At 48.9% G+C, this 26,982-nt stretch carries 26 protein-coding genes; 2 read left to right on the top strand and 24 right to left on the bottom strand.

Annotation, left to right across the window (positions count from 1 at the left end; genetic code table 11):
• Positions 1-3: 3 nt before the first annotated feature.
• From thyA to BKD12_RS11525, 13 genes are all read right to left on the bottom strand, one after another.
• Positions 4-852, bottom strand: coding sequence for a thymidylate synthase (gene thyA, locus BKD12_RS11465; RefSeq protein WP_070089439.1), 849 nt, complete (start codon positions 850-852; stop codon positions 4-6).
• A 96-nt stretch (positions 853-948) separates the two neighbouring features.
• Positions 949-1,227, bottom strand: a complete 279-nt coding sequence (locus BKD12_RS11470) for a DUF2325 domain-containing protein (RefSeq protein ID WP_070089440.1) — start codon at positions 1,225-1,227, stop codon at positions 949-951.
• 63 nt (positions 1,228-1,290) lie between these two features.
• A complete protein-coding gene (locus BKD12_RS11475; protein ID WP_070089441.1) occupies positions 1,291-1,719 on the bottom strand; it encodes a flavodoxin in 429 nt (142 codons plus the stop codon).
• Positions 1,720-1,747: 28 nt separating this feature from the next.
• Positions 1,748-2,392, bottom strand: coding sequence for a DUF3793 family protein (locus BKD12_RS11480; protein ID WP_070089442.1), 645 nt, complete (start codon positions 2,390-2,392; stop codon positions 1,748-1,750).
• A 205-nt stretch (positions 2,393-2,597) separates the two neighbouring features.
• Positions 2,598-2,942, bottom strand: coding sequence for a cupin domain-containing protein (locus BKD12_RS11485; protein WP_070089443.1), 345 nt, complete (start codon positions 2,940-2,942; stop codon positions 2,598-2,600).
• 169 nt (positions 2,943-3,111) lie between these two features.
• Entirely contained in the window at positions 3,112-5,106 is a 1,995-nt protein-coding gene (locus BKD12_RS11490) for an FtsX-like permease family protein (RefSeq protein ID WP_070089444.1), read from the bottom strand.
• Positions 5,106-5,867 (bottom strand): ABC transporter ATP-binding protein, encoded by a 762-nt coding sequence (locus tag BKD12_RS11495; protein ID WP_070089445.1) that lies wholly within the window; start codon positions 5,865-5,867, stop codon positions 5,106-5,108. Before BKD12_RS11495 ends, BKD12_RS11490 begins: the two co-directional genes overlap by 1 nt.
• A 114-nt stretch (positions 5,868-5,981) precedes the next feature.
• Positions 5,982-6,983 (bottom strand): sensor histidine kinase, encoded by a 1,002-nt coding sequence (locus BKD12_RS11500; protein ID WP_070089503.1) that lies wholly within the window; start codon positions 6,981-6,983, stop codon positions 5,982-5,984.
• Positions 6,983-7,654, bottom strand: coding sequence for a response regulator transcription factor (locus BKD12_RS11505; protein WP_070089446.1), 672 nt, complete (start codon positions 7,652-7,654; stop codon positions 6,983-6,985). Before BKD12_RS11505 ends, BKD12_RS11500 begins: the two co-directional genes overlap by 1 nt.
• Positions 7,655-7,738: 84 nt before the next feature.
• Positions 7,739-8,416: a cell wall hydrolase gene (locus BKD12_RS11510; RefSeq protein ID WP_070089447.1), complete on the bottom strand. Its 678-nt coding sequence runs from the start codon at positions 8,414-8,416 to the stop codon at positions 7,739-7,741.
• A gap of 221 nt (positions 8,417-8,637) precedes the next feature.
• A complete protein-coding gene (gene carB, locus BKD12_RS11515) occupies positions 8,638-11,835 on the bottom strand; it encodes a carbamoyl-phosphate synthase large subunit (RefSeq protein WP_070089448.1) in 3,198 nt (1,065 codons plus the stop codon).
• A 2-nt stretch (positions 11,836-11,837) separates the two neighbouring features.
• Positions 11,838-12,905, bottom strand: coding sequence for a carbamoyl phosphate synthase small subunit (locus BKD12_RS11520; protein ID WP_070089449.1), 1,068 nt, complete (start codon positions 12,903-12,905; stop codon positions 11,838-11,840).
• A gap of 77 nt (positions 12,906-12,982) precedes the next feature.
• Positions 12,983-14,191, bottom strand: coding sequence for a transglutaminase domain-containing protein (locus tag BKD12_RS11525; protein ID WP_070089450.1), 1,209 nt, complete (start codon positions 14,189-14,191; stop codon positions 12,983-12,985).
• Between the two features lie 78 nt (positions 14,192-14,269).
• Between BKD12_RS11525 and BKD12_RS11530 the strand changes: the two genes are divergently transcribed.
• Positions 14,270-15,538 carry a peptidoglycan-binding protein gene (locus BKD12_RS11530; protein ID WP_070089451.1) on the top strand — a complete coding sequence of 423 codons (1,269 nt, stop codon included), beginning with the start codon at positions 14,270-14,272 and terminating at the stop codon, positions 15,536-15,538.
• Positions 15,539-15,641: 103 nt separating this feature from the next.
• Here the strand turns inward: BKD12_RS11530 and rseP are convergent, their stop codons facing one another.
• The 7 genes from rseP to BKD12_RS11565 all read right to left on the bottom strand — a co-directional run bounded on the left by rseP (position 15,642) and on the right by BKD12_RS11565 (position 22,117).
• Positions 15,642-16,673, bottom strand: coding sequence for an RIP metalloprotease RseP (rseP, locus tag BKD12_RS11535; RefSeq protein WP_070089452.1), 1,032 nt, complete (start codon positions 16,671-16,673; stop codon positions 15,642-15,644).
• Between the two features lie 3 nt (positions 16,674-16,676).
• Positions 16,677-17,819, bottom strand: coding sequence for a 1-deoxy-D-xylulose-5-phosphate reductoisomerase (locus tag BKD12_RS11540; protein ID WP_070089453.1), 1,143 nt, complete (start codon positions 17,817-17,819; stop codon positions 16,677-16,679).
• Positions 17,820-17,839: 20 nt separating this feature from the next.
• Entirely contained in the window at positions 17,840-18,634 is a 795-nt protein-coding gene (locus BKD12_RS11545) for a phosphatidate cytidylyltransferase (protein ID WP_070089454.1), read from the bottom strand.
• 5 nt (positions 18,635-18,639) lie between these two features.
• The gene (locus BKD12_RS11550) at positions 18,640-19,347 is read right to left on the bottom strand and encodes an undecaprenyl pyrophosphate synthase (protein WP_070089504.1); all 708 of its coding nucleotides are present in this window, start codon (positions 19,345-19,347) and stop codon (positions 18,640-18,642) included.
• An 82-nt stretch (positions 19,348-19,429) separates the two neighbouring features.
• On the bottom strand, positions 19,430-19,981 hold the full coding sequence (gene frr / locus BKD12_RS11555; RefSeq protein ID WP_070089455.1) for a ribosome recycling factor: 552 nt from the start codon (positions 19,979-19,981) through the stop codon (positions 19,430-19,432).
• A gap of 20 nt (positions 19,982-20,001) precedes the next feature.
• The gene (gene pyrH, locus BKD12_RS11560; RefSeq protein ID WP_070089456.1) at positions 20,002-20,697 is read right to left on the bottom strand and encodes a UMP kinase; all 696 of its coding nucleotides are present in this window, start codon (positions 20,695-20,697) and stop codon (positions 20,002-20,004) included.
• A 94-nt stretch (positions 20,698-20,791) separates the two neighbouring features.
• Complete coding sequence (locus tag BKD12_RS11565) at positions 20,792-22,117, bottom strand: MATE family efflux transporter (protein ID WP_070089457.1); 1,326 nt, start codon at positions 22,115-22,117, stop codon at positions 20,792-20,794.
• 209 nt (positions 22,118-22,326) lie between these two features.
• Between BKD12_RS11565 and BKD12_RS11570 the strand changes: the two genes are divergently transcribed.
• Positions 22,327-23,202, top strand: coding sequence for a LysR family transcriptional regulator (locus BKD12_RS11570; RefSeq protein WP_070089458.1), 876 nt, complete (start codon positions 22,327-22,329; stop codon positions 23,200-23,202).
• Between the two features lie 109 nt (positions 23,203-23,311).
• Here BKD12_RS11570 and BKD12_RS11575 read toward each other — a convergent pair whose 3' ends face one another.
• The 4 genes from BKD12_RS11575 to BKD12_RS11590 all read right to left on the bottom strand — a co-directional run bounded on the left by BKD12_RS11575 (position 23,312) and on the right by BKD12_RS11590 (position 26,843).
• The gene (locus BKD12_RS11575) at positions 23,312-23,605 is read right to left on the bottom strand and encodes a hypothetical protein (protein ID WP_070089459.1); all 294 of its coding nucleotides are present in this window, start codon (positions 23,603-23,605) and stop codon (positions 23,312-23,314) included.
• A gap of 132 nt (positions 23,606-23,737) precedes the next feature.
• The gene (gene tsf / locus BKD12_RS11580) at positions 23,738-24,658 is read right to left on the bottom strand and encodes a translation elongation factor Ts (protein ID WP_070089460.1); all 921 of its coding nucleotides are present in this window, start codon (positions 24,656-24,658) and stop codon (positions 23,738-23,740) included.
• Between the two features lie 26 nt (positions 24,659-24,684).
• A complete protein-coding gene (gene rpsB, locus BKD12_RS11585) occupies positions 24,685-25,440 on the bottom strand; it encodes a 30S ribosomal protein S2 (protein WP_070089461.1) in 756 nt (251 codons plus the stop codon).
• A 209-nt stretch (positions 25,441-25,649) separates the two neighbouring features.
• The gene (locus tag BKD12_RS11590) at positions 25,650-26,843 is read right to left on the bottom strand and encodes a C40 family peptidase (protein WP_242872758.1); all 1,194 of its coding nucleotides are present in this window, start codon (positions 26,841-26,843) and stop codon (positions 25,650-25,652) included.
• Positions 26,844-26,982 lie beyond the last annotated feature (139 nt).

Here is a 26,982-nt window from a genome sequence, read left to right on the forward strand (position 1 = left end):
TCCTTATATTGCTACCGGAATATTCCGGATCTGTTCATGGGTCTGATAGTCGATCAGCTTCACGTCATCCGGCGTAAATTCATAGAAATCCTTTATTTCCGGATTCAGCCAGAATTTCGGCGCCGGCAGAGGTTCTCTTGAGATCAGTTCCCGGATCATCGGCACATGACGGTCATAAATATGTGCATCCGCGATCACATGCACCAGCTCTCCCACCTGCATATCGCAGACCTGTGCCAGCATATGCATCAGCACAGAATACTGGCACACGTTCCAGTTATTGGCAGCCAGCACGTCATTGGATCTCTGGTTCAGGATTCCATTCAGCACAAGCTTCTCGCTGTCCGGCTTCTTCGATACATTAAAGGTCATGCTATAGGCACATGGATACAGATTCATCTCGTGAAGATCCTGATGTACATACAGGTTTGTCATGATCCGCCGGCTGTATGGATTATTTTTCAGGTCATAGATCACCCGGTCCACCTGGTCAAACAGGCCTTCCTTATACTGGTGCTTTACCTGCATCTGATATCCGTAAGCCTTGCCGATAGAGCCGTCTTCATCTGCCCAGCTGTCCCAGATATGGCTGTTCAGATCATGAATGTTATTGGATTTTTTCTGCCAGATCCACAAAAGCTCGTCCGTACAGCTCTTGATTGCAGTCCGTCTGAGGGTCAGCGCCGGAAATTCTTTGGAAAGATCATACCGGTTGACCACGCCGAATTTCTTGATCGTATAAGCCGGTGTTCCATCCTCCCACACCGGACGTACCTTTTCTCCTCTTGTGTCCGTACCGTTTTCAATAATATCTGTACACATTTCAATAAATACCTTATCTGCATAACTCATTTCAGCTACGTCCTCCAAATTTTTTTACTGTGACCAGTTTATCATGGATCGGGCACAAAAAAAAGAGGGCATCGCCCTCTTCCTGAAAATCCATCCTTACGTACAGCCCTGCAGAACATTTTCCAGCGCACTGGCACTGCTGCTGTGAGAACGCTCCACCCGGATCTGATAGCGCTCCGCCTCTTTCAGCGCACAATGGACCATTTTATGGGCCACTGTAGAAGTAAAGAGGATGATCAGGTCCGGCTGTCCGATCTGAGTCTTTAAATTTCCTGACATCCGGGTAAATACTTTTGCCTTACAGCGGTACTTCTTGCAAATCTGCTTATACTGCTGCTCCATCCGCTCATTCCCGCCAATGATCACAACGCTCATTCGATCATTCCTTTCTTTCTATGTACACGTCGTCCACTGCCTGTTCCCGTTATTTCCTGCTGCTTATACTGATACCATCTCTTTTCCGGCAGCTTTCAGTGCGTCTATTGCCGCGCCGTCCGGAGCTTCGTTGGCAATGATGCCCGCACCCGTCACCAGAATGGCGCCGGCATTCTTCATCCGTTCTTCCCAGTTCCGCATCCATTCTCCGTCTCCCCAGCCATAAGACCCGAAGAGCAGAATCTTTTTCCCTTTTACTTTTCCCTCAAGCTCTGCCACGAAAGGCTCCATCTCGCTTTCCTCCAGCTCTTCCGCTCCCATGGAAGGGCATCCCAGGGCAAACACTTCCTCACCTGCCAGGGCGTCTGCACTGACGCTGTCCACCGTGATCAAAGCGGCCTCTCCGCCTGCTTCTCTGATCCCGTCTGCCAGGGCATTTGCCATCGCCTCTGTGTTTCCGGTTCCGCTCCAGTATACGATTGAAATACTCATATTTCCAAATCCTCCTTTACTTCTGCATTCATGCTGCATGAAACTCTGGTCTGTATACAATGTCCTGTATACTTTTCCCGGTCAAAAATTCATTAACTGCACTGGTTTTGGCCTGATCGTACGCCAGAAAGGTCATCTGCGCCCGTTCTCTGTTGTGATACACCTTCCAATATCCGGCCAGCAGACATTCCTGTCCGCCGTTTTCAATAAAACCTCTCACATCCTCGATCGGGTAATCAAGAAAAACGCCGATTTCATGCGGAAAACACAAGTTTCGCCTGGAAGCTTCGCCAATCCTCTCTGCCAGGCGCCCGAATATCCTGTCGAGGTCCGGGCAAGGCTCACACGCATGACCATCGTTCTCTTCTGTCAGAATGTAACCAAATTCTTTTAAGAATTCACGAATCTCTTTCCCCATAAGATACCGTTCCATTTCTTTTTCCCGGAATAAAATGACCAGACACCGCTCCTCACGGACAGCCAGCATCCTGTACGTGATCCCTGTCCCCTTCAATATCCCGCCAAGCATCCGACAGTGCCGGTGCTCCAGATTTGTGATGCAGGCAACCTTGATCCCTTTCAGCAGCGGGGCGCACTGCAGGATCAGCTGAAACTGCAGCCTTCTGTTGATATTCTGGTCCGAGAGCATGTACGCTACCACCTCTACCGGCATATTTCATCCTCCAATCCGTCCGAAAAATTGACCGCGCTTTAATTTTGAGTTTGATTATCATTTGCATTTACAGTCTATCACAGGGATAGCCATATGGCAACCGCAGATGTTGATAGCATTTCTCATTTCCAGAATATTATCCAAATTGTATACGGGGACGTACACTTTTGTAAAAAGTGTACGTCCCCGTATACAATTTCGACAATTACTTTTTTAGAATCAAAGCTACAAAGGTCAGATCTTCTTCCCCCGTATTTTTCAAGCCATGTCCATTTCCGTCATCACAGAAGAATACGTCTCCGGCCTCGGCCGGCACTTCCTTCCCATTATCACTGTACATCCCTTTTCCGGTCAGCAGATAATAGGTCTCGCTCTCTCCGTGGTGCTCATGGTACCCCAGCTCACACTGCGGCGGAATCGTCACCTTGCTGAACATCCGGCAGTGTTCTCCAAGATCCCCTCCCGTAAGCAGCGCCTCCTTTAAAATGTATCCGGCACCTCCGTTGGCATGTTCCGCTTTCACAATTTCTCTTTCTCCGGCTTTTGTCATACAATTTTCCTCCTTAAAAGTAGCGTTAATTTTGAATATCGCAAAATATTTCAAATCTGTCTATATAAACAATACAACTACTTCTATAAATCTGTCAACTATCCAAAAACCAGTGTAAATGGGGACGTACACTTTGTGCAAAAGTGTACGTCCCCATTTTCGCCTTCCGCTATCTTCTGACAATTTTGTAATATTCTCTTGCTGTTATGCCATATACGATTGCATAAAACACAGCAAACACGGCCACGGTGATTACGGTACAAAGAAGGAACAGCGGCGTATTGGTAAAGTTCAGTGTGACCATAAGCTTCTTGATGACCTGGAACGCCACGGCCACATGCAGCACCGCCATGAACAGCGGCAGGAAGAACACAGTCAGTACCTGACTCCGAATGGTACGCCGGACTTCTTTCTGATCCATGCCTACCTTCTGCATGATCTGGAACCGTTCTTTGTCGTCATATCCCTCGGATATCTGTTTATAGTAAATGATCAGCACTGTCGCCATCAGGAACAGGGCTCCCAGATAAATGCCGATAAAGAAAAGTGATCCATACAGCCCATAAAAGTTTTCCCGGCTCTGCTGCCTGCTCTCACAGAAAGTACCTGCAACCTCTGACGTCAGCCGTTCCGTCATAGCTTCCTCTGCAGCAGTACAGTCTTTTTTGTCGCCATCCAGGTCAAACCGATGGATATACTCCACTGCACTTTGCTGCGCTATCCACTCCGGCGACATATCGCTATTCTCCCAGGCTTCCTTCAAAATCTTCGTAATCTCTTCTTCATCTGACATAATGAGATAATAAGCTTCCACTACTCTGGCCCTGTTTTTCGGCTCCAGCTTCAGGGTATCAAGCTCTCCTGCCACCTGATACGTTCTGGTTCCCATCTGCAGCTGGTCCTCTCCCCAGTTTTCTCCCGTGGAGTACACCAGCACTTCGTCAGTATCAAGTGAAATATTCTCACCTTCCATCGAATTGTAATCTGCCTCGGGGATCATATACACCTCTCTTATCTCAGAGGTTGAATAATCCCCGGTTTCTTTCAGGTCAAATCCGCCGTCTCTGAGGATTGCCGATACAGCTCCCTGTCGATAGACAAGTTCTGTATCCGGATCCACAGTGACATTGTGGGACGCCATTTCTTCTGAAATGATTTTCTCCGTCTGTTCTTCCCCCTCCGGCGTGGTCTGATACAGGATCACCCCGTATTCCGTCGGGAAACGGTACCTCAGGATATCATCCATTCCGGCATACAAGGACAACGTGGTTGAAATCATAACCAGCACCATGGTGCTCAGAATACAAATATTGGCAAGTCCCACTGCATTCTGCTTCATACGGTAGATCATTCCCGATACAGAAGTAAAATGCTTTGCCTGATAATAGAATGATTTCTTTTTCCGAAGTGCTTTCAAAAAGGCAATGCTTCCTGCCACAAACAGCGCATAGGTTCCAAGAATGACGCAGACCACCGCGATGAAGAAAGAAGAAATTGCCTCTAAAGGAGACTCCGTTATAAGGGCGATCGTATATCCGGCTCCAATCAGTGCAAATCCGATGATCGCCAGCAGGATCTTTGTCTTAGGCTCTCTTTCCCCCTGCCTGCTTCCCTGCAAAAGCTCCACCGGGTTTGCAAGACGGATCTGCATCAGATTGTAAATAAGCGTCAGGAGAAAAATCACCAGAAACAGAACCAGTGTATCCATCAGAGACGGTACAGATACCGAAAACTCCAGCCCTACATCAAAATGCAGGAGCTTAAAAAGCGCAAGGTACATCAGTTTACTGAATACAAGTCCGGCCACCAGTCCTGCGCCGATCCCGATCACCGCCGTGATAAGCGTCTCTGTAAAAAGCATCCTGGCAATATGACGCTTCCCCATGCCAAGGATATTGTAAACACCGATCTCCCGTTTTCTCCGTTTAATCAGGAAACTGTTCGTGTAAAACAGAAAGATTACCGCAAAAACGATGATCACGCCTCTGGCATAGCTCAGGATCAGTTTCAGGTTGTTTTCCACTATACCGTCATTTCTTGCCAGCGCATCCATAATGTAGAACATCATGACCGTAAGGACTGCCGTGAGAATATAAGGGACATACGTCTTATGGTTATTCTTCAGATTTGTGACCGCAAGTCTGGAATAGATCGATCCATTCATTACTCGTCACCTCCTGCCTCCAGCACTGTCAGCGTATCGGAAATCTTCTGATACATCTGTTCATTGGAGAGATTGCCCCGGTAAAGCTGATGGAACACCTCTCCGTCTTTGATAAACAGTACTCTGTTGGCCGTGCTGGCCGCCTTGATGCTGTGGGTAACCATGAGGATTGTCTGTCCGTCCCGGTTGATTTCCTCAAAAAGAGCCAAAAGCCCGTCTGCCGCTTTTGAATCCAGCGCTCCGGTAGGCTCATCTGCCAGGATCAGCTGCGGTTTGGTGATCAGAGCCCTTGCTACTGCCGCCCTCTGCTTCTGACCTCCGGATACTTCATATGGATATTTCTTCAAGATATCCGCAATCCTCAGCTTTTCCACCACCGGTGTGATCCTCTTCTCCATCTCCGGATATTTACGGCCGGAAAGTACCAGCGGAAGCAGGATATTATCCTCAATAGAAAACGTATCCAAAAGATTAAAGTCCTGAAACACAAACCCCAGGTTCTGCCTTCTGAAGGCTGCCATTTCTTTTTCCTTTATGCCGGCAAGATCCCTGCCTTTTAGATAAACCTTACCTCCTGTCGGCTTATCAAGCGCCGCAAGTATATTTAAAAGCGTTGTTTTTCCCGATCCGCTCTCTCCCATGATCGCGACATACTCTCTTGGCTCTACGGAAAAATTCACATTCCGGAGCGCCTCTACCTGATTCCCGCCAAACCGGGTAGTGTAAATCTTTTTTACATTTTTCACATCTAATAATGCCATTTGATATCCATCCTTTCTTCAATGTCTTTACATCTCCCATTATAAAAAAGGGAGAAATGTCCTTCCATTGATTTAGATGACATTTCTCTCTCCAGTCTTACATTTCTGTAAGGATCATTTTTCCCGCTCCAGATACAGGTACACCGTTGTTCCCTGATCCACCTCTGATTCGATATATATTCCATGGCGCAGCTTATCCATAATCTTTTTACACAGATACAGGCCGATCCCCGTTGACTTCTTATCCGCCCGGCCGTTGTATCCCGTAAACCCCTTTTCAAATACCCGGGGCAGATCCTCCCTGGAAATCCCGATCCCCGTATCCCTGATCGCAAGCATAAGCTTTTCCCGGTATGTTGTAAGATATATCGAAATGCTGCCTTCCTTTGTATATTTCAACGCATTGGATAAAATCTGCTCCACCACAAACACCAGCCATTTTTCGTCTGTCAGAACCGCATGCTGAAGCGGCTGAAAGTCCAGCCGGATCCTTTTCAGAATAAACATCTGAGAATATTTCCGGACTGCCTGTCTTACGATATCATCCAGCTGATATTCCTCAAAAGCCAGATCCGAAGACATTTCTTCCATCCGAAGATAAGAAAGCACCATCTCCACGTACTGCTCGATCTTGAACAACTCCATTTTCATTGTCTTTGCATAAGGCAGCTCTGCATTTTCCTCTCCCGCCGACTGAAGGATCACACGCAGGGCAGCAATAGGGGTTTTGATCTGATGGACCCACATTCCATAATAATCCGCCATCTCCTGGCGGGAAATCCGTCCTTTGGACTCCAGGTCCGCCTTTTGCTCATAAAGATCCTGTATGATCCTCTGATACTCCTCCTCTGCTTCATTTTCCGGCTCCGGCATCCGGGAAAGATCTGTTACGATTGCCGTATGATCCTCCTTAAGCATCCGGCATTTCCGGTAGTACCGCAAGAAAGCAAGGCCGCCGTAGAGCAAAAGCCATCCCACCGACAGAAAGAAGGCATACCGCACTGCATCCGTGCGAATATTATACAGAAAAAAGACTACCTGGAAAATTCCCAGGAAGCCAATATACAAACAGATCTGTCTGATATGTTCTCTGATATATCTTTTCAGCAGTCTCATCATTCTACCATGTACCCAATGCCTTTCTTCGTGCGGATCATGTCTTTTCTCCCGACCGACTCCAGTTTTTTCCGAAGTCTGGCTACATTCACCGTCAACGTATTGTCATCAATAAACTCGTCGCTGTCCCAGAGTCGTTCGATAATCTCATCACGGGACACAATTTTTCCCGCCCTCTCAAACAAAATCTGCAGGATACGGAATTCATTCTTCGTCAGCTCCACCTTCTGGTCCTGGTACAGCACCGTGGCATCTCCCAGGTTCAGCATAATGCCGTCGTGCTCCAGCAGATTTGACGAGCCCTGAAATGCGTAGGTCCGTCGGAGAAGCGCCTGTACCTTTGCCGTAACCACATTCAGATCAAACGGTTTTTCTATGAATTCATCTCCGCCCATATTCATAGCCATCACGATATTCATGTTGTCATCCAGCGATGAGAGGAACATGATCGGCACCTGCGACACCTTCCGGATCTCCTGGCACCAGTGAAATCCATTGAAAAATGGCAGTCCGATATCCAACATCAGAAGCTGTGGTTCAAAATCAAGGAAATCATTCATGATATTTTTAAAATTTTCCGCACAGCGAGTCTCATATCCCCACTTTTCCAAATGTGCGGCCAACACTTTCGCAATCGTCATATCGTCTTCCACGATCAGGATCCTGTACATTTTTCTACCATCCTTCTTTTGTTCTTCCCAAAGCTGTTCTGCTTTCCATCCTACTCAATTCTCCGATATTTGTCAACGACTCTCCTAGTGAAAATAGTGGGCGCCGATCTGCATTCCATAGCCCCCCTGGTCAAAATAAAGGCATCCCTCTACCGGGTCAGCTCCCGCAAAGGCATCCTTTGCCGCCTGCATCGCTGCACCCGTATAGCTTCCGGCATTTCTAACCTGATCCAGCCACCCGGTTCCGGCCGGAACAAACTGTCCGGACTGATAGACAACCGCCTCGATCGAATCCGGAAAAAGGCCGCTTTCCACCCGGTTCATCACCACGGCCCCTACCGCCACCTGCCCTACATAAGGCTGATTTCCTGCTTCACAGAAGATGATAGATGCCAGCAGCTCCAGTTCCTGCTGATGGGCAGCCTCCAGGGCAGCCCGGCGCTCCTGCTCCTTCTTTATTCCCAGAGTCTCGGCCTCTTTCACGGCCTGACTGCTCTTCTCCTCTACCGTCTCCATCGCCTGCGTCAGCAGCTTTGCGGACCTTACATCCGCCTCTGTACAGACCTCCCGTGAGATTTCCTGCGCAATTTCCCGGGATATCTGCCTTGGAAGCTCCCCTGGCTGGCAGGCCTCCTCCGCCTGCTGCACACACGCTGCCTGCCCCGTCAGATCCGGCGCCGCCGCATAGCTGGTAAATCCCGCCGTCAGAAGCCCGGTAGAAACCAGTAAATAAGCAGATCCATACAAAGTCCTTCGATTCATAAAACGCCTCCCGCCGCTGCTTGTATGCATATTTCCAAGCATTATTCATAAAATAATCTTAATAAAGTATATTCAAAAATTTCAATTTTATTACAAATGTTACAGAAATATTACGCACCTTTCAGGTGGGGACAGGGTATATTGCAAATGGGGACACCGGCAAACGCAAATGGGGACGTACACTTTTGCAAAAAGTGTACGTCCCCATTTGACGCATTTGCCTATATCTCCGCGATATCTATCAACGTCAGTTTCTTGATATCTGTATTCTCCAGGCTGGTGATCAGTGCCTCCGCGGTATCGATGGCGGTGAGTACGTTCACGCCGGTCTCGATGGCGCTGCGGCGGATGACGAAGCCGTCCTTTGCACGGTCGGCGCCCTGGGGCGGTGTGTCGATGACCAGATCAATCTTGTGGCCCAGGATCAGGTCCATCAGGTTCGGGCTCTCCTGCTCGATCTTGTTGACTGCGATCACCTTTACTCCCCCATTCTCAAGTGCACGGGCGGTTCCTCTTGTAGCGAAGATGCGGTAGCCGATATCGGCGAATCGCCGTCCGATCTGTACTGCTTCTTCTTTATCCTCGTCCCGCACGGTCAGGATCATGTTCTTATGCTTCGGCAGCTTAATGCCGGCTCCCAGGAAGGCTTTATAAAGCGCCTCGTCAAAGGTCTTTGCAATGCCTAAGCACTCTCCGGTAGACTTCATTTCCGGTCCAAGGCTGATGTCCGCATCCCGGATCTTTTCAAAGGAGAATACCGGCATCTTGATGGCAAAATACTCTGCCTCCGGCTGCAGTCCCGGCGTATACCCCAATTCCCGGATGGTATGTCCCATGATCACCCGGGAGGCCAGCGGCACGATCGGGATGCCGGTTACCTTGCTGATGTAAGGCACGGTCCGGCTGGATCTTGGATTGACCTCGATCACATACACCTCTTCCCCGCACACGATAAACTGGATATTGATCAGCCCGATCACATGCAGCGCCCTGGCAAGCCTTCTGGTATACTCCTCAATCGTCTTCTTTGTCTTCTCGCTGATGCTCTTTGCCGGATACACGGAGATACTGTCGCCGGAATGGATCCCCGCCCGCTCGATATGCTCCATGATCCCTGGGATCAGGATATCTGTGCCGTCGCAGACGGCGTCCACCTCGATCTCCTTCCCCATCAGGTATTTGTCCACCAGGATCGGATGATCCTGGGCGATCCGGTTAATAATGCCGATGAACTCTTCGATGTCATGATCGCCAATGGCAATCTGCATCCCCTGGCCGCCCAGCACATAGGATGGCCGTACCAGCACCGGATATCCCAGACGGTTCGCCACTTCCTTGGCTTCTTCGGCCGTATAGACCGTTCCCCCGGTAGGACGCGGGATCTGGCACTCCTCCAGGATCTTGTCAAATAACTCCCGGTCCTCCGCCGCATCTACGTTTTCTGCGGAGGTCCCCAGGATAGGCACGCCCATCTTCATCAGGCTTTCCGTCAGTTTGATGGCCGTCTGCCCTCCAAACTGCACCACCGCTCCGTCCGGATGCTCCAGATCCACGATGCTCTCTACATCCTCCGGCGTCAGCGGCTCAAAATACAGCTTATCTGCAATATCAAAATCTGTACTTACCGTCTCCGGGTTATTGTTGACGATAATCGTCTCATATCCCTCTTTTGCAAAGGCCCAGGTACAGTGCACAGAACAGAAATCAAACTCAATCCCCTGGCCGATGCGGATAGGACCGGAGCCTAATACCAGCACCTTCTTCTTTCCGGAGGTCTGCTCCACCTCATTCTCACTTCCGTAGACCGAATAATAGTAAGGCGTCTCTGCCGCAAACTCCGCCGCACAGGTATCCACCATCTTATAAGCGGCACGGATGCCGTACTCATGACGCATGTCATGGATCTGCCGCTCCGTATTTCCCGTCAGCCCTGCGATCACGGTATCCGGAAACTCCATCCGCTTTGCTTCCTTCAGAGTCTCGGCGTTCAAAGGCTCATTCTGAAGCTTCTGCTCCATCTCTACCAGAATGGCGATCTTATCAATAAACCACAGGTCGATCTTCGTCGCCTCATGGATCGCCTCGTAGCTGATCCCCTGACGGATAGCTTCCGCAATCTTCCAGATCCTGCGGTCGTCTACCACCTTAAGCTCTTCCAGCAGATCTTCTCCCTTCAGATGGGAGAAATCATAAGACATCAGGCTGTCCACATGCTGCTCCAGGGAACGGATAGCCTTCATGAGCGCCCCTTCAAAATTATCGCAGATACTCATAACCTCGCCGGTAGCCTTCATCTGAGTAGTCAGCGTCCGTTTTGCGCTGATAAATTTATCAAAAGGAAGCCTCGGAATTTTCACCACGCAGTAATCCAGCATAGGCTCGAAGCTTGCATAAGTCTTCTTTGTCACTGCGTTCTTAATCTCATCCAGCGTATATCCCAGGGCGATCTTTGCCGCCACCTTGGCGATGGGGTAGCCCGTGGCCTTGGAAGCCAGCGCCGAAGACCGGCTGACCCTGGGGTTGACCTCAATGACACAATACTCAAAGGTCTCCGGATGGAGGGCATACTGTACATTGCACCCACCAGTGATATTCAGCTCGCTGATAATATTCAGTGCAGAGGTACGCAGCATCTGATACTCCTTATCGCCCAGTGTCTGGGAGGGAGCCACCACAATACTGTCTCCCGTATGTACGCCTACCGGATCAATGTTTTCCATGTTACATACAGTGATACAGTTGCCCTTGCTGTCCCGCATCACCTCATATTCGATTTCCTTCCATCCTGCAATGCACCGTTCCACCAGCACCTGCCCTACCCTGGAAAGCCGGAGGCCGTTTTCCAGGATCTCGATCATCTGTCCCCGGTCATGAGCGATTCCTCCGCCGCTGCCGCCAAGCGTATAGGCAGGACGCAAAACCACCGGATAACCGATCTTTTCCGCAAACCGAAGTCCGTCTTCCACATTTTCCACTACCAGAGACGCCGCGCAGGGCTCTCCGATCTTCTCCATCGTAGTCTTGAACTCCAGCCTGTCTTCCGCCTTCTTGATGGTCTCGGATGTGGTTCCGATCAGCCGTACATTATTGCGTTTCAGAAATCCGCTCTCTTCCAGCTCCATGGCCAGATTAAGCGCAGCCTGTCCCCCCAGCGTCGGGAGCACACTGTCCGGACGTTCCTTCAGGATCAGCTGCTCTACTACCTCTGCCGTCAGAGGCTCAATGTAGACCCGGTCCGCTATATCCTTGTCCGTCATAATGGTCGCCGGGTTGGAATTTAAGAGTACCACCTCGATCCCCTCTTCCTTCAGGGATCGGCAGGCCTGGGTTCCCGCATAGTCGAATTCCGCTGCCTGGCCGATCACGATCGGACCGGACCCGATTACCAGTACTTTTTTAATTTCTTTATTTCTAGGCATCCCTATGCTCCTTTCATCATATCCATAAACCGGTCAAAAAGGTACCCGGAATCCTGCGGTCCAGGACACGCCTCCGGATGAAACTGTACCGTGAAAATTTTCTTTCCCTCATATACAAGACCTTCATTGGTCCCGTCATTTACATTAATAAACGCTTCCTTCGCAATCGCCGGATCCATAGTCGAAGCATCCACCGCATATCCATGGTTCTGGGAAGAAATATAAACTCTTCCATTGCTTAGATCCTTAACCGGATGATTGCCGCCCCGGTGTCCGTATTTTAATTTATAAGTCTTGGCGCCATTTGCAAGAGCCATCAGCTGATGTCCCAGACAAATTGCAAAAATAGGAATATCGGAATTATATAACTGCTTGATTTCTTGAATGATTGTTGTTAAGGACGCCGGATCTCCCGGTCCATTGGATAACATGATTCCATCCGGATTAGAATTGATAATGACTTCTGCCGGTGTGTCTGCCGGATAAACAGTAACTTCACACCCGCGTTTATGTAAAGATCTGATAATATTATTTTTCGCTCCAAAATCCATCAGAGCCACCTTTGGCCCATCGCCTTTCTGTACGGAAACTTCCTTACAGGTCACTTCAGAGACCACATCGCCCACCTCATAAGCCCGAAGCTTCGGAAGGATCTCTTCCAGGTCAAAGCTCTCGTTGGTGGTGATCATACCATTCATCGTACCTTTTTCCCTCAATAGCTTGGTCAGCGCACGAGTGTCTACTCCTGCGATCCCGGGAATATCCTGCTCTTTCAGGAAATCCTGTATAGTCCCCTCACAACGGAAATTGCTGGGTATTCTGGACAGCTCTCTTACGATATATCCGTCAGGCCATGCTTTCTTTGACTCCATATCCGGCGTGATCCCATAATTACCGATCAGCGGATAAGTCATGACAACAGCCTGTCCGGCGTAAGAAGGATCGGTCAATACCTCGAGATAACCTGTCATCGAAGTATTAAATACGATCTCACTGATCATATCTCTTGTGGACCCGATACTCGTTCCCGAAAAGACAGTTCCGTCTTCCAGAATCAGAAATGCTTTCATAGATTCACCTTTCCCTTCCTAATACTCGACAAATTGTAGCAATTATACTATATGTTCCCCCTATTTGCAACCATTTTTTAAGAATACTCCCAATATATTGTAATTTTATGGAGGCTCTCCTCATCCATGTACTGATAACTCACCTGTGTAAGGCCGTACCATTCTGCCAGATTCTGGGCCGCTCTTTTCACCACGTGGTTCAGGATATCCTCGTGGGCCTCCTGGTACAGTTTCTCATCTGCAAACTTGATCACAGCCGGATTCTCCCCGGCCGAGATCACCTCATTCATCTGTTCCAGGATCTTTGCACTGTCATAAGTCTCATAATACATTCCATTCACCACATAATAGTTGGCGTCCATTTTTGTACAGGCCGGAAGCTCCACCGTGTCATCCGGCGTATGGGTCATAAAAAGCTGTTCGTCATTGCAGCACATATAATCGTAGCTGATATGTCCGGAAACTTTTGACTCTCCGCCCTCCGACGCCTGAAAGACCGGATCTCCCCAGGTAGTATCCACATAGTAATAGTCCCCGCCGCAGGACACCAGGTTCCAGGCATGTGCCTGCCCTCCCGCTGCCGTTCCCGTCACATAGGTGCAGAATACGCCCAGCCGTTCCAGCAGGTACTGGGTCGCTTTTGCATAGCCGGCACAAACAGACTGCCGCCCCGAAAATACACTGTAAATATTTTGATTATCCGGCGCATCCTGAACATACTCCACACGGCTGATAATCGATTCGTAGACATACAGGATTTTCTCATAATCAGACGCGTCTTCGGATATTCCTGACAGATACTCCCCCGCCGCACTTTCAATCACAGCGCTTCGTTTTTCCTTTTCCTCTTCCCCATAGAGATAGGCAGGCTCCAGCACTGTATATGGCGTAATTCCCCCATAGGAGGTAGCTGTCATCTTCCCGTCACACCAGAAAATCTCCGGATGATCATTTAAAACATACTGAAAGATCCGGTTTGCCCCGGCCGCATCTTCTGTGTGCACATAAATTTCCGACGTGTAATCCATAAGCCCCTGCCTGATCTCCTGGTAGACCTTTTTTTCTTCCTCCTCAAGCTGTCCGTAATAATATTTCTGTCCCAGACTCTCTTCCTCAATCCGCACTTCCTGAAAAGGAACCTCTCTTACCGTTCCTTCCAGTTCCCGGACAGCCGTGCCAAGTATCCCGGAATTATATGCAAAAGCTCCGGCGCCTCCAAAGGCCAGTAAAAGCAAAAATCCCAGAAGGCAACCGCTTTTTTTCCGTTTTCTTTTCCTTGTTCCCATATATCCGTCTTCCTTTTTTGAACAATTTCTCTTTTCCCGCATAAATTAACAGTAATAGAGCTTTTATGAGGTACTGCCATGAATACGATCCAACAACATGCCTCCGCAGATACACCAGAGCTTGGAAGCCTGCAGATTAATCTGACTTCCGGCTTAAATTCCCGGCCTGTCGCGGATGCCACCATCCATATTTCCTATACCGGCGTTCCCGACAGCATCCTGGAGGAGCTGCACACAGATTCCTCCGGCCAGACAGAAACTATAGAGCTTAATGCCCCGCCGCTGGAATATAGTCTGAATCCCGCCATTGAAGAACAACCTTATTCAGAATACACTCTTCATATTGAAGCCCCCGGATTTGAATCTGTCAGCATCGCCGGTGTGGAAATCCTCCCTACTGTAAAAGCCATTCAGAATGTGACCATGAACCCTTCCGACACCACGGGTCCCTCAGAAGAAGTTTTCGTGATCCCTGCACACACATTATATGGAACTTATCCGGCAAAAATACCGGAATCCGAGATCAAGCCCATGGACGAAACCGGCGAGATCGTCTTAAGCCGCGTGGTCGTGCCGGAATACATTGTGGTCCACGATGGGAGTCCCCGGGACTCCACTGCCAGAAACTATTATGTAAAATATAAAGACTATATCAAAAATGTGGCCTCCAGCGAAATCTATGCCACCTGGCCCGAAGACACCATCCGCGCCAACGTGCTGGCTATCATGTCTTTTACCCTGAACAGGGTTTACACAGAATGGTACAGGAACATGGGGTATGATTTCACCATCACTTCCTCCACGGCCTTTGACCACAAATGGATCCCCGAGCGGAACTTTTATGATACAATTTCTCCTATCGTAGATGAGCTATTCTCCAATTACCTGTCCCGCCCGGGCGTACGCCAGCCCATCCTGACCCAGTACTGCGACGGGCGTCAGGTGCAGTGCCCTGACTGGATGACACAGTGGGGATCCTGTTCCCTGGGCGAACAGGGGTATTCTGCCATCCAGATTCTCCGCTATTACTACGGGGATGACATGTACATCAATACTGCCGAATCTATCGCCGGCATCCCCTCCTCCTGGCCCGGCTATGATCTGGACACCGGCGCTACCGGAAGCAAGGTCCGGCAGATGCAGGAACAGCTGAACACGATTGCCAGTGCTTACCCTGCTCTTCCAAGGATCGACGCAGACGGGGTCTACGGCCCCGCCACCAAAGCCTCCGTCCGGAAGTTCCAGTCCATCTTCGGCCTTCCGGCTACCGGTATCGTAGACTATCCTACCTGGTACAAAATCTCTGAAGTCTACGTCGGCGTATCCCGGATCGCAGAACTTAATTAAAACTGATTTTTCTTATCTTATCATAAAACCGGATTTTACAAAAGGGAGTACGTGCAAGGCTCTATCTTCTTAATAAAGCCTTGTACGTACTCCCTTTATTTTTTTAAAAGAACACTCTCTGGATATCGTTATACATAACCACGACCATCAGAAGCATCAACAGCACGATTCCAGCGAAATGCACATATCCTTCCTTTTCCGGCGGCACCCGTTTCTTACGGACAGCCTCCACAAACAGAAATACCAGACGTCCGCCGTCCAGGGCCGGAAGAGGCAGAAGATTCATCACACCCAGGTTTGCAGACAGCAGGATCGCCAGGTACAGCATCTGTGCCACCACCACATAAGCGCCGTAGGAACGGCTCTGCTGATAAGTCTCATCCACCACGTCTACAATTCCCACCGGACCGGACAGCTGGTCAACCCCGATCTGTCCTGTCACCAGCATCCGCAGGCTGTCTAACGTAACTTCGATCCAATATTTTACCTCATAGGTTCCGTACTGGAAGGCCGTCAGAAGATTAGCCTTTGTATTTCCACTGCTGGCAAGCCCGATCCTCTCATATCCAAGCTCCTCGTCCATCTTTGGCGTCAGCGTTACCGTATGTTGCTCTCCGTCTCTTTCGTAGGTCAGCACCACATCCTCGTCCGGATGGAACTGCAGATAGGCGGATATCTCCCGATAGATATGGATATTTTTATCTCCGATCTGTACCACCCGGTCGCCCTCCTGCAGTCCGACCTCCGCTGCAGGATATCCCTCATCCACACTGCCGATCACCGGCTGGTCATATCCGATCATAAAGATCAGGATCACGGAAAAGATCCATGCCAGGATAAAATTAAAAACAGGTCCGGCGGCGATCACGCTGATCCTTGCCCAGACGGATTTATTATTAAAATTGTTGGGCGAATCCGTAGCCTCCTCGTCTTCTCCCATAGCGCAATACCCTCCGATAGGCAGCAGTCTGATACTGTACCGGGTTCCCTTATAGGTCTTCTGGAACAGCGCCGGCCCCATGCCTACCGCAAATTCATCCACGTCGATTTTATTTTTCTTTGCCAGGAGAAAATGTCCCAGCTCGTGAAAAAACACAATAAAGCCAAAGAGTAAGATTGCTAATACAATACCCAAGTGTTACCTCCTGCTGTTAATTCGTTCGTAGGTTTCCTGCTCTGTCTTAAGAATCTCATCAAGGCTTGGATCCTCGATCACTTTATGCGCCCGGATGCAGTCCTCGATGATCTCCATAATCTCCAGATATTTGATCTCTTTTCTTAAAAACTGCTGCACTGCCAACTCATTAGCCGCATTAAATACTGTCGGCAGCGATCCTCCTCTGCGGCCGGCAATATATGCAAGCTTCAGTCCATAGAAAGTATCCATGTCCGGCTCCTCGAAAGTGATGCTGCGAAGTTTCCAGAAGTCCAGCCGGTCCCCGCCAAGATGCCGTCTTTCGGGATAATAAAGGGCATACTGGATCGGCAGCTTCATATCCGGAGTCCCAAGCTGCGCCATTACGGCGCCATCTTCATATTCCACCATGGAATGAATGATGCTTCTTGGCTGAACGACAACCTGCACCTGGTCCACATCCACGTCAAACAGCCATTTTGCCTCTATAACCTCCAGTCCCTTATTGATCATCGTAGAAGAATCAATGGTAATCTTTGGCCCCATAGACCAGTTCGGGTGCCGGAGCGCATCCTCCACCTGTACCTCCAGAAGGTCTTCCTGCTTCTTTCCGCGGAAGGGTCCGCCGGAAGCCGTCAGAAGGATTTTGTGGATCCGGTTTCCTTCATTTCCCTGCAAACACTGGAAGATGGCACTGTGCTCACTGTCTACCGGCAGGATCTTAACCTGATGCTCTTTTGCCAAAGGCATGATCAGATGACCGGCTGTCACCAGTGTCTCCTTATTAGCCAGGGCAATGTCCTTACCCGCCCGGATTGCCTCAATCGTCGGACGGATGCCGATCATCCCCACGATAGCTGTCACTAGTATCTCCGTATCTTCCATGGCTGATACCTGGAGCAGTCCATCCATGCCGGAAACCACCTTTGTATCTGTATCCGCGATCATGGTCCGCAGTTCTTTTGCCTTCTCTTCTGACCAGACCGCCGCAAGCTTCGGCGAAAATTCTCTGATCTGCTGCTCCAGGAGCCGGATGTTACTTCTTGCGGCGATCCCTAAGACTTCCAGATCCTTATTCTCTCTTACGATCTCCAGCGTCTGCGTACCGATAGAGCCTGTAGAACCCAGGATTGCTATTTTCTTCATATGCTGCCTCTCCTCCATTATTATATGACAGACGCCAGATAAAAGATCACCGGCGCCGTAAATATCACGCTGTCAAACCGGTCCAGGATCCCGCCGTGTCCCGGGATCAGCTTTCCGTAATCCTTAATATCATGATTCCGCTTAATGGCTGAAGCCGCCAGATCTCCCACCTGAGAAATTGCTCCTCCGGCGGCACAGATCACGGCATAATGCAGAAGGTTTGCATCCGCTCCTCCCCACTGATTCATAGCCAGTCCAAAAAGCACGCCCAGAAGCGCCGCACCGACGATCCCTCCGATTCCGCCTTCCACGGATTTCTTTGGACTTAGCTTTGGAGCCATCTTATGCTTTCCTATCAGCATCCCTACACAATAGGCACAGGTGTCACATCCCCAGGAGCTTAAAAATATCAGCCATACTACCACGCCGCCGTCCGGCAGCATCCGTGTCTGGTACACAAAGGACAGCATCATAGCCACATAGAAAAGTCCAAAATATACCGTCATCACCTGTTCTGCACGGTATTTGGGAAATGAAAATACATACACTGCCATAAGCAGCACCAAAAACAGGATCGACAGCATCATCAGATGCTCCATTTCTCCCACGTATAAAAGACGATAATAAAATGCCGCCGCCAGATATCCCACGACTCCAAGAAGCGTCTGCTCCGCCTCCACTACTTTATAAAGCTCTGTCATACCGATCAGGCTGACTGCCAGCAGCAGGAAAAACAGGATATTACCGCCATACCCCACTGTTGCGATCAGTACGATGACCAGCACAATGCCGCTTAAAAGTCTTGTTTTAAACATCCTCTTTAAGCCTCCTTCACCCCGCCGTAACGGCGGTCTCTGCGATTGTACTGTTCAATAGCCTTCTCCAGCTCTTTTTTGGTAAAATCCGGCCACAGTACATCTGTAAAATAGAACTCTGTATACGCCAGCTGCCACAAAAGATAATTAGACAGCCTTTGCTCCCCGCTGGTCCGGATCAAGAGATCCGGATCCGGGATATCATGAGTATCCAGATAATGATCAAACACTTTTTCGTCAATATCCTCCGGTTCCAGCTTTCCGTCCCTGCAGTCCGCCGCCGCCTTTCTGACCGCCCTTAAGATCTCGTCCCTGCTTCCGTAATTGATGGCAATCTGGAAGTTCAGACCTCCATTTTCTTTCGTAGCCTCTTCGAGCTCCAGTATCCTGCTCCTGATATCCTCATCCAGGCCGGAAAGGTCTCCGATGACACGAACCTTCATATCGTTCTTCGCCGCTGTCTTGAGACAGGTTTTCATATAATTGCGCAGAAGCTTCATCAAGGCGTCCACCTCGTCCTTGGGACGGTTCCAGTTCTCTGTGGAAAACGCATAGACCGTCAGATATTTAATGCCCATATGCCAGGATTCCTCACAGATCCTTTCTACATTTTTACTTCCCTGGGCATGGCCGTAATTCCGGGGCATTCCTTTCCCCTTTGCCCAGCGCCCGTTTCCATCTAATATGATCGCCACATGCTGTGGTATCTTCATAAGATCATCGCCTCCTTTTGCAAACATAAGGACAGACCAGGTATCCTCCAGATCTGCCCCCTTCTTGAAACTGTTATGCTAATTAAACGGTCATGACCTCTTTCGATTTTACATCCACAGCCTTATCAACTTCTTTGACAAATTTATCTGTCATCTTCTGAAGATCGTCTTCCATATCCTTGATCTCATCCTCTGATACGTCAGATCCTTTCAACTTTTTAAATGCATCATTTCCGTCTCGGCGGATATTGCGGATCGCAACCTTTGCAGCCTCTCCCTTTTTCTTAACGTCTTTTACCAGCTCTTTTCTGCGTTCCTCGGTAAGCTCCGGAAATACCAGCCGGATGCTAGATCCGTCATTCGCCGGATTAATTCCAAGGTCAGAGGTCTGGATAGCCTTCTCGATCACTTTCACCATGCTTTTCTCCCATGGCTGGATCTGGATCATCCGCGGCTCCGGAACAGAAACGTTCGCCACCTGCTGGATTGGTGTGGGGGATCCATAGTAATCTACCATGATCTTGTTCAGTACATTGGGGTTGGCACGTCCCGCGCGGATCGTTGCCAGCTCGCTGTCCAGATTTGCCATGGTCTTCTTCATTTTCTCCTCGTATGTCTGTAATTTCTCGTTCATGCTTTGTTTCCTCCCTTATTTTACACAGTCACTTTCGTTCCTGTAAATGTTCCTGACATCGTATTGACGATACTGTTTTCCTCATTTAATCCAAACACCAGCATCGGCATCTTATTCTCCAGACACATGATAGACGCTGTCAGATCTACCGCCATCAGCTTGCGGTCTATGATCTCCTGGATAGAAATCTCATCAAACTTCTTTGCCTGCGGATTCACCTTCGGATCACTGTCATAAATGCCGTCAATAGCCTTCGCCAGCAGCATGGCATCTGCCTCGATCTCAATAGCCCGGAGCACAGCCCCTGTATCCGTAGAGAAATACGGATGTCCCGTTCCTCCTGCAAAGAAGATCACCTTACCGGCATTTAACGCTTCCGTCGCGGCGTCTTTGGAAAACAATGTCGTAAAAGCCCCGCACACAAACGGCGTGAACACCTCCGTCTTCATCCCCACATGACGGAAAATATCTGATACATAGATACAGTTCATCACTGTGGCCAGCATTCCGATCTGATCTGCTTTTACACGGTCAATAGTCTCGCTGGTCCTGCCCCGCCAGAAATTGCCTCCGCCTGTCACGATAGCCACCTGGACGCCTTCGTCCACAAGCTGCTTTACCTGACGCGCCACACCAAGGCATGTCTCTTCATCGAAGCCAGTCTTCTTATCGCCCGCAAGAGCTTCTCCGCTGAGTTTCAATAATACTCTTTTCATATTCTGTCATGCTCCTTATTTTCTGTTTATCATACCTTTTGCATACTTAGATAAAGTATAACATAGGAACGCAAAAAAGGGAATCTTAAAAATATCATATCCTCTTTTTCATTATATATAAATACATCACAAACAAGAGTCCCCCAGCCAGCACCCATGCCAGAGGAGCCGCAAAGCACATTCCCACATAACTGCCAAACCAGGCTGCTATAAGCGCCATCACACTCCGGCCGATCAGTTCGGCCACACCGGCTGTCATAGGCAGCAGACCAAATCCCATCCCCTGGATACCGTTGCGGTATACGTTGACGAAAACCAGCGGGATAAAGGAAATTCCCACACATTTCAGATAAGTATCCACATATCCGGTAATCTCGTTCAGGTTTTCAGAGACGAACAGCACCGTAAGATATTTGCCGGCCAGAATGATCAGAAGTCCGGATAATACCGCATATATAATTCCGATCCAGGTGGCGCTTCTGAATCCTTTCCGGAGGCGCTCCTTCTCCCCTGCTCCTGTATTCTGCGCACAGTAAGTTGCCATCGTTGTTCCCAGCGCAACATATGCCTGAGACACCACCTGTTCAATCTTGCTGGCGGCCGCAAAACCTGCGGCAGCTACAGATCCCAGTGTATTCAGACACGCCTGCAGCACAATTGTCCCGATAGCTGTAATGGAATACTGAAATGCCATAGGAAATCCGATAGCCACCTGCCATTTCACCAGATCCCCGTCCAGGCGCCAGTCTTCTCTATGCAGATGAAGCGCCGGCACCTTTTTATAAATGTAGAAAAGGCAAAGCCCGCCGGACACCCCCTGAGAGATTACTGTCGCATAAGCGGCTCCCTCCGCTCCCATATGGAATCCGGCAATAAACAAAAGGTCCAGCACCACATTCAGGAAGGCTGCCAGGATCAGAAAATATAAAGGTCTTTTACTGTCTCCGATGGCTCTTAAGATACTGGCCAGCAGATTGTACAGCACCTGTGCCACGATACCTGCGCAGATCACCATAATATATCCGTATGCCTGGCCATACATATCTTCCGGCGTATTCATCCAATGCAGGATCTGCTCCATCATTGCCATGCTGACTGCCGTCAGCACCACCGACACGACGGCTGAAAGCACAGCAGCTGACGCCACCGAACGGCGCATCGCCTTCTGATTGCCCGCTCCATAATGCTGTGCTGTCACCACTGTAAATCCCGCAGTCATTCCCTGCAGAAATCCCAGGATCAAAAACATCAGGGTTCCGCAGGCTCCCACAGCTGCCAGGGCGGCGTTGCCTACAAACTTTCCCACAATGATCGTATCCGCCATACTGTAAAACTGCTGAAATATATTCCCAATAAAAATCGGAGCTGTAAAATTTAAAATCCGTTTTGTCGGGCTTCCGACCGTCATATCCTGAACCATTTACTGTCCCCTTTCACATTTAAAAAGGCATCACCTATGGATGCCTTTTAATCTCAAACGTTTGTCATTATACAAAAATACAGCCTTCTTTGCAATAGATAAAATTAAGTTTTCCCGTCCGCTTGTGTGCCTGAACGGAGAATGGTATAATTAATAAATACTTTTTATTGTTACTTATTTTTCAATTTAATCAGATAAAGGAGATTTTCATGAATACGATCCAGTTAGAATGTTTTGTTGCCGTTGCGGAGCATCTGAATTTTTCCAGGGCCTCCGAAGAGCTGAAGATCACCCAGCCGGCTGTAAGCCATCAGATCCATGCCCTGGAAGAAGAGCTGGGCACCAAACTATTCCTGAGGACCAGCAAAAGCGTGTCTCTTACCCAGGAAGGCCTGATGTTCCTTCCCGACGCACAGCTGATCCTGAAAACAGCATTATCCGCCAAAGAACGGCTGGGAAGACATGAACACTTTATTCCTTTTGATATTGGCTGCCACAATTATATAGAGCTGGGGCTGCTGCCCTCTGTCCTAAAAGAGCTGTCCGAAGAATTTCCTCTCCTGCGCCCTTCCATGCACCTGGTCCCATTTCCGGGCATGCAGGGAATGGTTATCAATCAACAGCTTCATGTCGCTTTCGGCATAAAAGGCGACCAGGCCAAGTCCGCCCTGAGCTACCGCAGACTGTGCACCGCCCCTGTTGCCTGTATCTGCTCTCCAGCTTCGCCGCTGGCCCGCTATACCTCTCTGTCCAGGGAGGATCTGTCAGGAAATATTATTGCCTGCTCACCCAGGCATATCTCAGGCTCTGTCTTTGCCGTCCAGAACAATATCCTGATCGGGCTTCCTCCGGAACAGCGGTACTTTACTGAAAATGTCGAAAGCGCCTTTACCCTGGCTAAGGCCCAGGTGGGCTATACCATATATCCTGATATCCCAAAAGTCCGCGACCCGGAACTTTGCTACATTCCACTAAAGGATGTGCCGGAGCTTTCTTTTGGAGTCTATTATCGCCGGGATGACGACCATCCCGTATTAAAACAATTTCTCCGGCTGATGAACAGGTTCTTTTCCGAAAACTCATAACGGGTGGCTGTGCCGTCTGTATGACAGCTTCAATTTTTTAATATCTATACAGCAGATCTGCCAGCACATAACCGTGCTGGCAGATGCTATACTTTCTTTCAATATCCGTTTAATTTCCCTTTTTCTTACGGAACACGACCGTACCGGCGAATACAAGGGCAGAGGCGGTCAGCAGTAAAATCCATACTGCCGGATTAGCCATATCACCTGTCTGTACCGCTTTTGCGGTATCATTTTTGCCGGAAACAGTATCGCTTTTGGCAGGCTTCTGATACGCTGGGTCAGCAGCTCCACAAACTGTACATTTACCGTCCTTGTAATTGTGAGCAGTCAGATCTATGTCTGCCACCGCCTTTGTATCCGTAAAGGTTTTGCCATGAAACTCTGCCGTCGCGGAATACACGGTTACTCCCTTGGGATTATTTTGAAAAAATCCCTACAAACAGCGTATTCATACTATTTGTAGGGATTCATTTTTTACATAAAATCAATATAAAATTCGCTTATGCGTTCATCTGTTTTACGGCTTTCTGAATTACATTCCAGCCTGTGCTGCTACTTCTGCTGCGAAGTCATCTACTTTCTTCTCGATTCCTTCACCGGTCTCGAAACGAATGAACTTCTTAACAGTCATGTTAGCGCCGTTTTCCTTTGCAACCTTAGCCACATACTTGGAAACAGTCAGATCGCTGTCCTGTACGTATACCTGGTCTAACAGACAGATCTCTTTCATCTCTTTGTTGAGACGTCCGATGATCATCTTCTCGATGATGTTGTCCGGCTTATCCGGATTCTCTGTCTTAGCCTGTGCAAGAAGGATCTCTTTTTCATGATCCATGAATTCCTGAGATACTTCATCACGGGATACATACTTCGGAGACATTGCAGCCACCTGCATTGCAACGTTCTTCAGACATTTGCGGATCTCATCGTTGACAACATCTGTCTCGGCCTCAACCAGAACACCGATACGTCCGCCGCCGTGGATGTAGGATACCACGCATCCATTAGATACGATCTTCTCAAATCTGCGGATGCTCAGTTTCTCTCCAATTACGGAAATCTTCTCTGTCAGGGCATCCTGTACAGTCTTGGAGCTGTCCTCATTCCATGCCTCTGCCATGAATGTATCCATATCCTTTGCTTCTGTAGCCATTGCCTGGTTGGTAACAGCCTTTACAAAAGCCTGGAACTCTGCATTCTTTGCAACAAAGTCTGTCTCAGAGTTTACCTCTACGATTGCTGCGGTCTTATCATCCTTAACCTCTGCCATAACAAGACCCTCTGCCGCAATTCTTCCGGCTTTCTTCACAGCCTTAGCTTCACCGTTCTTTCTCAGGTATTCGATCGCTGCATCCATATCTCCGTCTGTCTCGTTCAGAGCCTTCTTGCAGTCCATCATTCCTGCGCCGGTCAATTCTCTTAACTCTTTTACCATACTAGCTGTAACTGCCATCTTATCTTCCTCCACACTTTACAATCTTATTCTTCTGCTGCTTCCTCTTCGTATACTTCTTCTGCTGCTTCTTCATAAACAGCCTCGTCGTCTCCTGTCATTCCCTGATTTGCCTCTACTACAGCATCTGCCATCTTAGAAACGATCAGTTTTACTGCACGGATCGCGTCATCATTTCCAGGGATTACATAATCCAGTTCTTCCGGATCACAGTTGGTATCAGCAATTCCGATCAGCGGGATTCCCAGGGTGTGTGCTTCCTGTACGCAGATTCTTTCCTTCTTCGGGTCTACAACAAAGATTGCATCCGGGAGCTTCTTCATTTCTTTGATTCCGCCCAGGTTCTTCTCCAGCTTTTCCCATTCTTTCTTTAACTGAATGACCTCTTTCTTCGGCAGCACGTCAAAGGTTCCGTCCTCAGACATTCTTTCGATCTCTTTCAGACGTGCAACTCTGCTCTTGATGGTCTTGAAGTTTGTCAGCATACCGCCGAGCCATCTCTCATTTACATAGAACATTCCGCAGCGCTCTGCCTCTGTCTTGATAGCATCCTGTGCCTGCTTCTTTGTTCCTACGAACAGGATTGTACCGCCGTCTGCCGCGATATCAGATACTGCCTGATAAGCCTCGTCTACTTTTCCTACAGACTTCTGCAGGTCAATGATGTAGATACCGTTTCTCTCTGTGTAGATATACGGAGCCATCTTAGGGTTCCATCTTCTTGTCTGATGTCCGAAATGAACACCTGCCTCTAAAAGCTGCTTCATTGAAATTACGCTCATGTTTCTTTCCTCCATTTGGTTTTTTTACTTCCGTACGTGTGTAAGCCCTCGAAACCGTCTTGTCATCAAGCTTTGGCACCATCTCGGGCAAACATGTACGTGTTTTTTGCGACCGTATTATAATAACACAAAAGCCTTGCTGTTGCAAGGCTTTTCTTATCTTTTGCAGGTCTGTCTTCTTACCTGGCTATTATATGATGTTTTTAATCCTACCAGTACCTTCTGACACCCAGAACCGTCCGGTAATTCGGAGGCGAACTGATCTTGATACCGCCCGCCGGATAAGGTGCGCTGTTGGATGCATGAACGATCTGATTGCCGCCGATATAGATCGCCACATGATTGCTGTATACGATCACGTCGCCCGGCAGCATATCCGAATAGTTGACCGCTTTACCTCCGGCCAGCTGTCCCCATGAATCTCTTGGTGTGGAAATCCCGAACAATGCATGAACTGACATGACGAATCCGGAACAGTCCGCTCCATTTGTCAGACTGGTACCGCCGTATTTATAGGGATTCCCCACATACTGACAGGCACGGCTTGCGATCTGCTGACCCAGAGACGCGTTTCCAGGTGTGGACGTGCTGCCGCCGCCTGACGGTTTATTGTTTCCGCCGCCTCCTGTAGAGGGCTTGCTGGTGCCGCCCCCGCCGCCGTTCCCACCGGAAGGCTGGCTGGTGCCGCCATTATTTCCGCCGCCGGATGCCTGACCTCCTGATGAATCCTGTCCTTCTGCAGAGGCCACCATATTTTCTGTTGCCTCCGTAAGCTGAGTAAGCTGTGCCGAGGCTTCTGCCCGTGCCGCTTCCAGCTGTGTATCAAAATCAGCGATCTGGCTTTTCATACTATCCAGTGTTCCCTGAAGTTCCGTCTGCTGTCTGCCCATATCCGCAGACATCTGCTCCATGTCTGCCTGGCCGGCTTCCAGCTCTGCTTTACGCTCTTTGACCTCTTCTTTTACTTTCACGTATTCCTTCAGCTGCTCTCTGTCATAGCTATGTACATTCTGGATATATTCCGCCTTATTCACCAGATCAGAAAAGCTTTCTGCACTGATCAGTGTCTCAAGGAAAGAAGAGTCCCCTGCTTCATAAATATATTTGATACGCTTTTTCATCGCTTCATATTGATCTTTTTCTTTTTCTTCCGCCGTCTGAAGCTCCGTCTGCGCCTGGCTGACTCTTTCTTTCTGATTTTCTATATCCTGCTGAAGAGCGTCATACTGAAGCAAAAGTCCGACCAGCTGCTGCTGTACACTGGCAGCCTGATTCTCCATTTCATTTTTCTGCTCTTCCAGCTCCGCCACATTATCACTTTCCGGCACTGCCATGACCGGTGTAGCGAAAAAAACGCTCATTACAAGAACTGTAATGAGCGCATTTACCAATCTCTTTTTCATATCCTCACCCATTCTTATCATTCTTGTCACTATTTCTGTCACAAGTATTATCTATGCTCCCCAGCATATCTTAAGGTCAGAATACTACATTTTTTATTGTTTTTCAATCAATTTCTGTCTTGAGTTTCCGCAGAATTAT

Source organism: Merdimonas faecis, from assembly GCF_001754075.1.
Lineage (GTDB): Bacteria > Bacillota > Clostridia > Lachnospirales > Lachnospiraceae > Merdimonas > Merdimonas faecis.